Raw genomic sequence first — 12,291 nt, forward strand, 5'->3', positions numbered from 1 at the left:
TACGACAAACCTTTTTCGACCGTTCGTTCACAAACGTCCGTAAGAGCTCCCAGGGTAAGACATTTATCTTTCTCTCCATAACCTCTTGATTTACTGTCTTGGTTTTACGTTTACCTTTTGGACTTCAGCTTGATATGCAGCCTTATCCACCATTTAGCCTCATCAAGTTCCTGTTCGTAGGCTTGAAAGATTTGCGACACCACTTCCTTCACCCCATCATCACTGATTTCAGCTTGTGGCTCGCTACGCTTGGCGGTAACTACCTGCGACTGGACTTTCACCAGCTAGATAAATGCCATGCCTGGCACACATAAAAAATAGAGGCTAAAACTAGCCTCTATTTTTATAGTTATTTTCTTATAAACAAGCGAATGATTTTATCCAATTCAGCCACGAACAAAATGATCATGCCACATATAATGGAAATTATCCATTCCGTCATGCTTAATCCTACGGTATAAAACGCCGTTTGCATAAAAGGCACATAAGTCAAAAGTAATTGCAAAATAATCATAATAAAGATAATCCCGAAAGCTCTAGGGTTATCTAAAAATACTTTTGAAAACGCCAATCGTGAAGTACGGATACTAAAAAGATAGAAAATTTTACTAAAGACAATAATATTTACCATCATCGTACTAGCAATCGCTGGATCAGCTCCCATACTTATAAGCCAATCATGAGCAAATAAGCTGATAATTGCAATCAGTACGGAAACATAAGCCATTTGAAAAATATCATGTTTATTCATCAAACTTTTCCCCGTTCTTCTAGGAGGGCGATCCATAATACCAGCTTCTGCCGGTTCAAAAATAAACGCAAACTGAATGGTAATAGCAGAAACCATATTAATCCAAAGCATTTGTGTCGCCTGTAGTGGCATACTTTCTTGCATTAAAATGGAAAAAGCAATAATCAGCCCTTCTGCAAAAGAAGTAGGCAATAAGAATAATATACTTTTTTTGATATTGTCATAAATACGACGACCTTCACGAATCGCTGTGGACATCGTCGCAAAATCATCATTGGCTAGGACCATATTTGCGGAGTCTTTGGCAACATCTGTCCCTTTTATCCCCATAGAAACTCCAATATCTGCACTTTTTAGCGCTGGAGCATCATTTACGCCATCACCGGTCATGGCTGTTACTTGATCCGCCTCTTGTAAGGCTTCTACAATTTCCAATTTATTCTTAGGCGTCGTTCGTGCAAAAGCTTGGTGTGTCATCGCTGTTTCTTGCTTTTCTTCATCTGTTAGTTTATCCCACTCTGCGCCAGTGATTACTTTAATTTTTTCAGCTAAGCCAAGTTGTTCACCAATACTTTTAGCCGTTACAGGATGGTCTCCGGTAATCATTTTGACTCCTACACGTGCTTTGTTCATATTTTGTAAAGAGTCAATGACTTCTTCACGAGGAGGGTCAATAATTCCAGCTAGTCCAAGAAATTCAATGCCTTCTTCCAAAAGCTCGTGAGTGATTTCTGATAAATCAGAGGCAACCGGTTTGACTCCAACAGCAACGACACGCTTTCCTTGCTCAGAAAGTTCGGTGACTTTTTCTTTCCAGTAGTCTAAAGCAAACTCTTCATTTTGTTGTTGTGCCATTGGATACAATTTATCTGGAGATCCTTTGATAAATATCATTCGTTCTTTGTTTTGATTTTACACAAGTTTAGCCATATAGCGATACTCAGAATCAAAGGGAAGCATATCAATCTCTTGATAGGGCGGTTCTTCATCTAATGGGTAAACTTTGTGATGTAAAGTTAAAAAGGAACCATCAGTAGGTTCACCATGAATATCCCACTCGCCTGCTTCGTTTTGTACCAACTGCGTATCGTTGGCCTCAAATCCTGCAGCTAAAAATTGTTTTAGTTTAGACGTTAATGTCGCCTGTTGATTATCTAGTAAAATAGTTCCTTCAGGTTTATAGCCATTTCCTTCGACAAAATATTGGGTATCATCGATCAATATATCTTTAACCGTCATCTCGTTTTTGGTTAACGTACCTGTTTTGTCCGTTGCTATAACATCTACAGAGCCTAGAGTTTCTACAGCAGGTAATGTTTTTACGATGGTATGTTTATGCTTGGCCATATCACTTACCCCCATCGCTAAGATGACTGAAGTTGTCGCAGGTAGTCCTTCAGGAACAGAACCCACGACCATAATAACAACAGCTAAAGATAAAGTTGAAATGGAATACGTACCGAAGAATAAGCCGATAAGAAATAACACAACAGCAGCTGCGATGACTACATAAGTCACCCCTTTGCCTAAGTTATCAATTTCTTGCATTAAAGGTGTTTTTCTTTCTTTGGAACGATTTACTTCCGTTGAGATTTTTCCAATTTCGGTATTTTCTGCCGTAGCTACTACAATACCTACGCCACTACCGTTTGTCACAGAAGTAGAAGCAAAAGCCATATTATATTGCTCTGCTAGTGTGACATCGTCAGCCGAAATCGCGTTCGTTGTTTTTTCTACAGAATCAGCTTCTCCTGTCAAAGCTGACTCTTGAATCCGTAAATTATCCGCGTCTACAATCCGCAGATCTGCTGGAACCTTACTCCCTGCTTCTAAGAAAATAGCATCTCCAACAACTAATTCTTCCGCATTAATCATTTTCCGTTGCCCATCACGAAAAACAGTGGCTTGAGTAGAAAGCATCTCTTTAATTTTTTCTAGCGCATTAGAAGCATTCACCTCTTGGTAATAGCCGATAAAGGCATTAGCAATAACCACCAAACCAATGATTACAGCATCAGAATAGTGAGCCATTAATATCGTTAAAAGACAAGCAACTAACAAAATGTAAATAATCATATTGTTAAATTGGCGAAGTAAAATTTTCCATTTTAGTTCTTTTTCACTAGTCAACTCATTAGGACCGAATTTTTTTAGTCTATCTGCAGCTTCTTTACTACTTAGTCCTTGTTCAAAGTCTTCTTGCGTATAGTTTTGTTTAAATTCATCTATGGATCTCTGGTAATATGGTGTGTTTGATTCCATCTATTTTTCCCTTTCCTTTTTAAATTAAATAAGACAAAAAAGCACCTTAATAAAAATTAACGCGCAAAAATCAACTATTCAATTTGAAAGTAAGGAATCTCTACATAAAACAGCCTCTCATCATCATCAAGTTCGTCCGTCACTTTTTTACCGCCTCCTATACATTTGCTGATTTGCTATAAAATATCACATTCTTATAGTCCAATTTTTAGTGAATTGACTTTATGCTATATGATTTCCAAATTTTTGTCAAATGACGAACTTACAAAAAATAAATTGTAAAATTAGCAAGGAACACTTTCTAAAAAGCTCCTCTCAATTTAAAAATGTGCCATTCATATCTACCGCAATTGCTTTAACCATCTCATTCCTCCTACTGGTAAATTCTTCATCCTTTAGTAGTCTACTACTATTCTCTCTTTCTTCTCATCATTTTCAATTGACGCGAAATTGGAACGAAATTCAATAAGCCTATAACTACAATAGCTAGCAATAAAAAAGTCGTAAATTTCCAATTAAAAAGCGAGTTTAGCAAAAGAAGAAAAAAGACTGCTAAAAACGTGGTAACTAAATATAACCAATACCCTCTTCTTGTTTTAAAATATTTCACACTAACCCCCCTATCTTTTATCAAAAGATATCAAAGCAGAAAACAAAAGCCAATTTTTTTAAAGATTGATATCTCATTTGTTTTTTACGAAAGATAGTATAGGACAATTTCGATTTAAACGTCAACTACTTTCTTAGTCATGGGCTTTCGTTGTAATTATTTCGCGAAACTAATAAAATAGAAATGTAAGATACAATAATATTGGGAGGTAAAATAATGAATGATAAAACAGTAGTACTAAACGGCAGTGTAGTCAATTTCGATGGCAACGTTGACTATTCAAATATTGCTTCTGAAGTTGTGGTCTATGACCAAACCCCAGAAGATAAAATTCTAGAACGTGTGGATGAATTTAACATTGTTGTCACTAAAGAAATGCCTGTACCTGGCGACATTATTCGTCAGTTTCCTGATAGCGTCAAAATGATATGTGAAGCAGGTACTGGCTTTAATAATATCGATATGGACGCCGTGCATGAAAAAGGAATTGCTCTATGTAATATTCCAGCTTATAGTACACAAAGAGTAGCTCATACGGGCATCATGTTTATTTTAAATTTAGCTAGTTCTATGCAAAAACAAATTCGTATGTTAGAAGAAGGCAATCATGATAACTTTCAAAAACATTTAATGGTTAACCATATGGAAGTTAATGGTAAAACTTTAGGCGTTATTGGCTATGGAAATGTTGGTCAAGAAATTATCAAAATCGCTCAAGCATTGGGGATGAAGATTTTAGTATCTACTCGGACACCACGCCAAGATCAAGATGGCGTCCACTTTACTACCAAAGAAGAATTGTTTAAAGAAAGTGACTTTGTTTCACTAAATTGTCCTTTAAATGAAGAAACAAAACATACAGTAAACGAAGATACCTTAGCTATGATGAAACCGTCAGCTTATTTAATTAATACAGCTCGTGGAGGTTTAGTGGATGAAAATGCTCTAGTTCAAGCCATCCAAAATGGCGTCATTGCAGGCGCTGGTTTGGACGTCCAAGAAAAAGAACCTCTACCTGATGATAGTCCACTCTATGATATGGAAGATGTTATTGTCACTCCACACATGGGTTGGCGCGGTTTAGAAACTAGACAACGTTTAGTTTCTTTGATTCAAGATAATATTCAAGCCTTTGCTAAAGGCGAACCGATTAACCGCGTTGATTAATTCTTTAGCTCATTTTTAGTTATCAAAAATCCCTTGTTCTTGTAGAAAATCAACTACAAAAGCAAGGGACATTTTTATTAGAAGACAACAATAATCTTTCCATTGTTTCCACTTTGGCTAGCATGTTTCAAAGCTGCTTGGATTTCATTAATAGAATAAACTGCAGTTGTTCTTGTTTGTAGTTTTTCATCCAAAGTTAACTGAATGGTATGTTGTAAGTCGCTTTGGCTAATAGATACATGATTGTGCTCAGCAAATGATGTATGTTGTTTGACCTCATGACTAATATCATCATCACTGACCGTAATTAATTTTCCATCTTGGTGAATAAATTCTGTTTGGTTTAAAAATCCTGCAGTATCAAAAACAGCATCAAAAGCAGGGATTTTTTCTTCACTAGTGTAAACATTATCTACTGACCATTGTTTGACGACTTCTTTTTGAGTGTCGTTTCGAACAAGTCCCGCTACAGGAATCCCTTTTTGTTTGGCAATCTGTACAGCGTACCCGCCTACTGAACCAGTAGCGCCTGTAACAAGTAATGTTTCACCTTGTTTTAACTGTAATTTTTCTAAAGCCTGTAAAGCTGTCACAGAGGCTAGCGGAATGCTTGCACCAGATACGAAGTCGATAGCATCAGGAAGTTTTACTAATTCATCTTCTGCAATCGTAAGAATTTGTTGCCAGCTTCCCTGTGGATGCATCGCTATGACCCGATCCCCTGTCTTAAATTCAGAATTTGGATCGGCTTCCATAACGACCCCTGTAACATCCCAACCAAGCACCACAGGAAATTGGCTAATCTTTTGAATTGTACCAGGTGTCATATGTTTAATGTCTACTGGATTAATTGATGATGCAACTAGTCTGACTAACACTTCTCCTGTATTTCGAATAGGAGCATCTGCTTTTTGAACTTTTGCTACTTCTGGGTTCCCATAATCTACAACTTGGATCGCTTTCATAAAAAATATCCTTTCTCTATTTAGCTGGTTCCATTATATCTTTTTACTAACAAAAAGTCAGTTGAAGTGTTTACTTGCACTTCCTCTACAGAACCGTTACACTAATTTTAATAAAAAGAAAGGAAAAGTTGCACTGATAACTGGAGGTCGGTCAGGAATTGGACAAGCGATTGCCGCACGTCTACAAAACAAAGGCGCAAGTGTTATTACCGTTCAACGTGGGGAAGATTCCAATTTTGACTCCATTAAAGCTGATTTTTCTGACCCCAACGTAGCTGAACAATTGGTCACAGAAGTCATTAAACGTAAAGGACAGCTTGATATCTTAATTAATAATGCTGGAATGATGACAGAAGCGGGCATTGAAGCAATGACATTGGAAGATTGGCAAAAAATATCAATGTAAATTTGACTGCTCCTTTTCTAATGATTAAAGCAGCTCTTCCTTTCTTACGACAAACAAAAGGCAATATCGTAAATACAGGTTCGGTTGAAGGCCAAGCTTCAAATCCCAACCATGCGGCTTATAGTGTGACAAAAGCCGGCATTCAAGGGTTAACTCACTCGGTCACAGTTGATCATAGACATGAGGGTATCCGTTGCAATGCAGTGGCGCCGAGTTGGATTGATACGCCACTAAATATTAATACGATCGAAAACTCTTATGATGTAGAGACCTTTAAACAAAAAATTGGGCCATTCACCTTATTGGACGAAGTGGCACGCCTGAAGAAGTCGCGGCTCTTGTTGCTTTTCTGGCAGCTGATGAAGCGAGTTTTGTTACCGGACAAGTCTTTACAGTTGATGGTGGAAGAACAACAAAACTAAGCTTACCTTAGAATGAAACGAATACTAAAAAAAGAACTTCACTTTATTGATGAAGTTCTTTTTATATTAAATCCAAATTGACAAACCTCTATAATAATGTAGAAATAGTATACATTCGCTCTTGTACTTTATTTTCATCTTCTACATATGTTAAAAATTGCCAACCACGCTTTTCATAAAAGTCAGTAGGATCGGTGACTAAGTAAAACTTCTTAACGCCCATATTACCAAAATCTTGGCGGATAAAATTTAAAAGAAACGAAGCTAACTGTTGATTTCGCTCCTCTTTTTCCACATATAATGCACACAAATTAGGCGTTAGGTCTTTTCGTTGATGAAAATCATTTTCGATCACGCCGGCACCAGCAATAATTTCTTTTCTATCATTTATTACTACATACCACTGTGGTACATTATCATAGCTACCAATACAATCTTGCATACTTTTCTTATAGGTTTCCGCTGGAATGTCCCATTTTGTAGCAAACCAAGAAGCAGCCCTATCTAATAAGAATGGTGCATCACGCAAAGGCACGATCCCCATTTGATTGTTAGATAAGTGTAATATTGGGTACGGATGATTCTGATTGTCAACACTGGAACGCTCATAAATACTAAAGCCATTTTTAAAATAAAACTTTTTAGCAGCAGGATTTTGCTCGTTTACATCTACCAAAGTAACGCCATGATTTAAAATCAATTCTTGTAAAATAGCTGTTCCATAACCTTGACCTATAAACGTGGGAGCAATAAAAAGCATTTCTAAAGAGTGCTCATGCGGCCGCTAAACCCAATCAGTTCCTCTTGATCATACCATAGTTGAATATCTACCAACGAGAAAAAGCCAGGGATTTCCCACACGCATTGTCTCTTTATCCTCTTGAGATAAAAAATCATGCGTCGCAGTGACACTTCGATCCCATAATGCAATGATTTGCTGCTCGTCTTGCTTGCTGGCTGTTTTGTTAGTGACCATACTTCCTCCCGAGGTTTAGTGATATTCTTAACTTAAAGCAGTGTCTTAAAAAAAATCCGGAAATATTATATTTCGTCTCAACGATAATATAACATTTCCGGAACTTCATTTTAATTAGTTATCTAATCCAATCAAATAATCATTGTCATTCATCGCTTCCACGGTTCCAAGTAAATAACCATTCCCAACTTGTGAGAAGAAATCGTGATTACTAGTCCCTGTTGAAATACCATTCATAACAATCGGATTCACATCGTTTGCGCCATCTGGAAATAGTGGGTCTTGTCCCATATTCATCAAGGCTTTATTGGCATTATAACGTAAGAAAGTTTTTACTTCTTCTGTCCAACCAAGTTCATCATAAAGTTGTTCAGTATAACGTTCTTCATTCTCATACAATTCAAAAAGAAGGTCATACATCCAATTTCTCATTTCTTCCTGTTCTTCTTCTGGTAACGCATTGAAACCTAATTGGAATTTATAGCCAATATATGTTCCATGAACAGATTCGTCACGAATAATCAACTTAATGATTTCAGCCACGTTGGCTAGTTTATTATTTCCTAGATAATACAATGGTGTATAAAAACCTGAATAAAACAAGAAAGTTTCTAAGAAAACACTGGCTACCTTTTTTTGTAAAGGTGTGCCATTTTTATAGATCTCATTGATTCTTTCAGCCTTTTTTTGTAGGTATTCATTGCTATTGGTCCATTCAAAGATATCATCGATTTCCGCTTTTGTATTCAACGTTGTAAAAATGGAAGAATAACTTTTGGCATGAACAGACTCCATAAATTGGATATTATTTAAAACTGCTTCTTCATGAGGAGTGCGAGCGTCTTCTCTCAGACGCTCCATCCCACTTTCGGATTGAATCGTATCTAAAAGGGTCAACCCACCAAATACATAGCCAACTAACTGCTTTTCTTCCTCGCTCAAACTACGCCAGTCGTCTAGGTCATTAGACAAAGGAATTCGCGTATCTAACCAAAATTGTTCTGTTAATTTTTCCCACGTGGATTTATCGATCACATCTTCGATTTCGTTCCAATTAATGGCTTCATAATAAGTGTTTGCCATTTTTTGTGCCTCCTTGATTGTAAACTTTAGATGACACAGCTTTCACATTGATTGCTGCCGATTTCCTCTTCATCTTCCGTAAACGTACGTACGTAGTAAATAGATTTGATGCCTTTATGGAAAGCATAGTTCCGTAAGATATTCAAATCACGTGTTGTTTGTTTGTTTGTGTCTGTCTTCCATTCGTAAAGTCCTTCTGGAATTTCAGAACGCAAGAATAACGTCAAACTCATTCCTTGATCCACGTGTTTTTGTGCTGCTGCATAAATATCGATCACTCTACGCATATCCGTATCATAAGCAGAAGTATAATAGTCAATCGTATCATTATCTAAGTGAGCTGCTGGGTAATAGATTTTACCAATTTTCTTTTCTTGCCGTTCTTCAATCATTCGAGTGATCGGATGAATACTGGCACTCGTATCATTGATATAAGAGATCGAACCAGTTGGCGCAACCGCAAGCCGATTTTGATGATACAAACCATATTTTTGTACTTCATCGCTAAGCTCTTGCCAATCTTGAGCGCTAGGAATGAAAATATCTTCAAATAAAGTTTGAACTTTTTCAGATTGAGGTTGAGGCGCATCTGCAATATAAGGAGCAAAGTAACTACCGTCAGCGTAATCTGAGTTTTCAAAGTTATAAAATGTCTTACCACGTTCTTTTGCGATATTTTTACTTTCAACCAATGTCCAATAGTTCAATAACATGAAGTAAAGGTCGGTAAACTCAATGGATTCAGGTGAACCATATTCCATATGATTCTTAGCAAAATAACTATGAAGTCCCATTGCTCCTAAACCAATCGTATGATTTAGCCGGTTTCCGTTTTGAATGGTTGGAACGACATCAATATCAGACGAATCTGTAACAAAAGTTAACGCACGAGTCATCGTTTGAACAGACTTCCCAAAGTCTGGGCTATCCATTAAGTTGCCAATATTGGTTGAACCTAAATTACAACTAATATCAGTTCCTAGTACTTCAAATTCTTGTTTACCGTTAATAACAGAAGGCTGTTGAACTTGCAAGATTTCTGAGCACAAGTTACTCATAATGATCTTGCCATCAATTGGATTTGCCCGATTGGCTGTATCAATATTGATCACGTAAGGATAACCAGATTCTTGTTGTAACTTAGAAATTTCATCTTCTAATTCACGAGCGCGAATCTTCGTTTTACGAATATTAGGGTTATGCACCATGCGATCATATTCTTCAGTAATATCCACATAAGAAAAAGGAACGCCGTATTCTTTTTCAACACTGTAAGGACTAAATAAATACATATCTTCATTTTTTCTTGCCAACTCATAGAACTTATCTGGTACAAGTGTTCCTAGAGAAAGAGTCTTCACGCGAACTTTTTCGTCAGCATTTTCTTTTTTAGCCGATAGGAAACTAATGATATCTGGATGGAAAACATTTAAGTAAACCACACCAGCACCTTGACGTTGGCCTAATTGGTTCGAATAACTAAAGCTATCTTCAAATAGTTTCATTACCGGAACCACTCCGCTAGCAGCCCCTTCATAGTCTTTAATCGGAGCCCCTGCTTCACGTAAGTTAGATAAAGTAATCCCTACGCCGCCCCCGATACGAGAAAGCTGTAAAGCAGAATTAATTCCACGACCGATAGAGTTCATATCGTCTGTCAATTGAACTAAAAAGCAAGAAACGAGTTCGCCTCCACGTTTTCTACCTGCATTCAAAAAAGAAGGTGTTGCTGGTTGATAACGTCGATGGATCATTTCATCTGCTAAATCCAGTGCCAATTGTTCGTCTCCATCAGCGAAATACAAAGCATTAATCGCTACGCGGTCTTCAAACCTTTCCAAATATTGGCTACCATCATTCGTTTTTAAAGCATACTGGGAATAAAACTTATAAGCTGCCATAAAAGAATGGAAACGAAAATTTTGATTATCTAAAAACGCATAAAACTCTTCCAAAAATTCCGGCGTATATTTCTGAATAAATGTTTCGTCTAAAAATTCATTTTCGACCAAATAATTCATCTTATCTATAGCAGAATCAAACTTCATTGTATTTGGTTCTACGTTTTCTCTAAAGAAAGCTTCTAAAGCTTCCTGGTCCTTATTTAGCGGAATTTGACCATTCACCGGACGGTTAATTTCATTATTAAGTTTAAAGTAACTGACATCTTTTAATGTTTTTAAACTCATGCATACACAACCTTATCTATAAAATAATGGGGGAAAAATAAAAAACAAGGACTTGTGAGTCAGAAGTGACGGACAAATCCCAGTCTTTTTTGAATTTGTTCAAAGAAAGAATTAACTTGCTAGTTGACGCAACTGGTCAGGACGGAACCCAACCACCGTAGTCGCATCTGAAGTAATTACTGGAACACTTTGGAAACCTTGCTCTTTTAACCAATCCAATGCGTTAGGTTCATTATCGATATTAACCTCTTCAAAATTAATATCATTTTCAGCTAAAAAGCGTTTTGTCATTTTGCATTGCATGCAATTATTTTTAGAGAACAGTGTAATATTCATAGTTGTTCCTCCTTGGTATTTCGTTTGATTAACTGTGTCTATCATATAATGAGTAATAAACAAAAGTCAATAGAAAAATACCATATCTTGTGTTTGTGAATCAGAGGAACACTAATTGTTGTGTTTTATTCACAATTTTTTAAAAGTCTTTTACTGTTAGATGAGGGCTTTGCCTTATCTTTTTTACATAAAAAAATCTCTTCAACTCTTTAAAAATTTCTAATTGTGAAAGTCATCTCAACAAAACATTATTCATCCATTTCCTGTTCAAATATCGCTTGACGTTCTTTAAAAGAAACTTCTTTATGAATTTGGTGCAACATCCATTGGTAACCAAACGTATCGGCCACTACAGCATTGGTCACACCAAAATCAGACATATTTGTTAATGGCATTAATTCTTGCCAGCCATGATCCATTGCGCGTTGAAAAGTTTCTTTGATATCAGGAACCATTACATTTAACCAAATCGGTACCACAGTTTCTTTAGGCGCTTGCATTCCAGCTTCAAGATTTTCATCTAGCAAATGAATACGTGTATCGTAAATCGTAAATACCACTTCATTTTGACCCTTAGGAAAATCTGTTTTTTCGATCAATTCTGTCGCAAAAATTTCTTGGTATGTAGCATAAGCTTTTAACGCATCACTTACAACAATATCAATCTCTACTCCTGTATGCATACTAGATACCTCCAAGTTTTCTTTTTAAGTTTAACATAGAATAGTTAACTTTCACGAAAAGAATTTTACTTCTATCTGTGTCAATATAGTCATATAAATAATAAAAAAATAATTTTTTTATTACTCAAGTTTCGCACACCAAATTCGGTAGATAAGCCTTGATATAATTGGGCAGCGTATCGATCCAGAGCTGCAGTTGACTTTCAATGAAGTCTTGTAGTTTATGACTCGCTTTTTCACTGACTGCTTGCAAAATGTCCATTAGTTCTAATAAAGCCACCGACCAGTCAAGTTCTTTTATTTGGTCAGCAAGTTCATAAAATAAGCCGCCTAAGGTCCGCTCGTCATTGGCACAGCGTTGTTGCCAACTTAATAAGATGTAGCGCGTGAACACAATGGTGGTATGACAAATCAAGGCTTGATAATTGCGCGTTTGGGTTT

Annotated in this window: 10 protein-coding genes and 4 pseudogenes; 3 read left to right on the plus strand and 11 right to left on the minus strand. The window is 36.6% G+C overall.

Annotation, left to right across the window (positions count from 1 at the left end; all coding sequences use genetic code 11):
- Positions 1–110: 110 nt before the first annotated feature.
- Together G577_RS12190 and G577_RS11320 are read right to left on the minus strand one after the other, a co-directional pair.
- Positions 111–281, minus strand: coding sequence for a hypothetical protein (locus tag G577_RS12190; protein ID WP_162141351.1), 171 nt, complete (start codon positions 279–281; stop codon positions 111–113).
- Positions 282–349: 68 nt separating this feature from the next.
- Positions 350–3,013, minus strand: a pseudogene (locus G577_RS11320) (HAD-IC family P-type ATPase).
- An 826-nt stretch (positions 3,014–3,839) separates the two neighbouring features.
- On the opposite strand from G577_RS11320, the gene G577_RS0108400 reads away from it, so the two are divergent.
- Positions 3,840–4,790, plus strand: a complete 951-nt coding sequence (locus tag G577_RS0108400) for a 2-hydroxyacid dehydrogenase (RefSeq protein WP_028790825.1) — start codon at positions 3,840–3,842, stop codon at positions 4,788–4,790.
- A 77-nt stretch (positions 4,791–4,867) separates the two neighbouring features.
- Here the strand turns inward: G577_RS0108400 and G577_RS0108405 are convergent, their stop codons facing one another.
- Entirely contained in the window at positions 4,868–5,755 is an 888-nt protein-coding gene (locus G577_RS0108405) for a quinone oxidoreductase family protein (RefSeq protein WP_028790826.1), read from the minus strand.
- A 61-nt stretch (positions 5,756–5,816) separates the two neighbouring features.
- On the opposite strand from G577_RS0108405, the pseudogene G577_RS12720 reads away from it, so the two are divergent.
- Positions 5,817–6,367: pseudogene (locus G577_RS12720) on the plus strand (SDR family NAD(P)-dependent oxidoreductase); the annotation flags it as partial.
- 143 nt (positions 6,368–6,510) lie between these two features.
- Complete coding sequence (locus G577_RS12725) at positions 6,511–6,594, plus strand: hypothetical protein (RefSeq protein WP_284212857.1); 84 nt, start codon at positions 6,511–6,513, stop codon at positions 6,592–6,594.
- Between the two features lie 77 nt (positions 6,595–6,671).
- Here G577_RS12725 and G577_RS0108415 read toward each other — a convergent pair whose 3' ends face one another.
- From G577_RS0108415 to G577_RS12195, 8 genes and pseudogenes are all read right to left on the minus strand, one after another.
- Positions 6,672–7,127, minus strand: coding sequence for a GNAT family N-acetyltransferase (locus tag G577_RS0108415; protein WP_028790827.1), 456 nt, complete (start codon positions 7,125–7,127; stop codon positions 6,672–6,674).
- A gap of 81 nt (positions 7,128–7,208) precedes the next feature.
- Positions 7,209–7,349 (minus strand): annotated as a pseudogene (locus G577_RS12465) (GNAT family N-acetyltransferase); the annotation flags it as partial.
- 42 nt (positions 7,350–7,391) lie between these two features.
- Complete coding sequence (locus G577_RS12370) at positions 7,392–7,559, minus strand: GNAT family protein (protein WP_197052273.1); 168 nt, start codon at positions 7,557–7,559, stop codon at positions 7,392–7,394.
- Between the two features lie 114 nt (positions 7,560–7,673).
- Positions 7,674–8,642 carry a class 1b ribonucleoside-diphosphate reductase subunit beta gene (gene nrdF, locus G577_RS0108425; protein ID WP_028790828.1) on the minus strand — a complete coding sequence of 323 codons (969 nt, stop codon included), beginning with the start codon at positions 8,640–8,642 and terminating at the stop codon, positions 7,674–7,676.
- Positions 8,643–8,668: 26 nt separating this feature from the next.
- On the minus strand, positions 8,669–10,831 hold the full coding sequence (gene nrdE, locus G577_RS11335) for a class 1b ribonucleoside-diphosphate reductase subunit alpha (protein ID WP_038022908.1): 2,163 nt from the start codon (positions 10,829–10,831) through the stop codon (positions 8,669–8,671).
- A 111-nt stretch (positions 10,832–10,942) separates the two neighbouring features.
- Positions 10,943–11,167, minus strand: a complete 225-nt coding sequence (gene nrdH / locus G577_RS0108440) for a glutaredoxin-like protein NrdH (RefSeq protein WP_028790829.1) — start codon at positions 11,165–11,167, stop codon at positions 10,943–10,945.
- 248 nt (positions 11,168–11,415) lie between these two features.
- A complete protein-coding gene (locus G577_RS0108445) occupies positions 11,416–11,850 on the minus strand; it encodes a VOC family protein (protein WP_028790830.1) in 435 nt (144 codons plus the stop codon).
- A 124-nt stretch (positions 11,851–11,974) separates the two neighbouring features.
- A pseudogene (locus tag G577_RS12195) lies at positions 11,975–12,291 on the minus strand (IS4-like element ISTeha3 family transposase); the annotation flags it as partial.

This window comes from Tetragenococcus muriaticus DSM 15685, assembly GCF_000423785.1.
Taxonomy (GTDB): domain Bacteria; phylum Bacillota; class Bacilli; order Lactobacillales; family Enterococcaceae; genus Tetragenococcus; species Tetragenococcus muriaticus.

What these genes read in the sequence shown, in the direction of transcription:
- G577_RS0108400 (WP_028790825.1), top strand. Translation starts at nt 3,840, where the DNA reads ATGAATGATAAAACAGTAGTACTAAACGGCAGTGTAGTCAATTTCGAT.
- G577_RS0108405 (WP_028790826.1), bottom strand. Translation starts at nt 5,755, where the DNA reads ATGAAAGCGATCCAAGTTGTAGATTATGGGAACCCAGAAGTAGCAAAA.
- G577_RS0108415 (WP_028790827.1), bottom strand. Translation starts at nt 7,127, where the DNA reads ATGGGGATCGTGCCTTTGCGTGATGCACCATTCTTATTAGATAGGGCT.
- G577_RS12370 (WP_197052273.1), bottom strand. Translation starts at nt 7,559, where the DNA reads ATGGTCACTAACAAAACAGCCAGCAAGCAAGACGAGCAGCAAATCATT.
- nrdF (WP_028790828.1), bottom strand. Translation starts at nt 8,642, where the DNA reads ATGGCAAACACTTATTATGAAGCCATTAATTGGAACGAAATCGAAGAT.
- nrdE (WP_038022908.1), bottom strand. Translation starts at nt 10,831, where the DNA reads ATGAGTTTAAAAACATTAAAAGATGTCAGTTACTTTAAACTTAATAAT.
- nrdH (WP_028790829.1), bottom strand. Translation starts at nt 11,167, where the DNA reads ATGAATATTACACTGTTCTCTAAAAATAATTGCATGCAATGCAAAATG.
- G577_RS0108445 (WP_028790830.1), bottom strand. Translation starts at nt 11,850, where the DNA reads ATGCATACAGGAGTAGAGATTGATATTGTTGTAAGTGATGCGTTAAAA.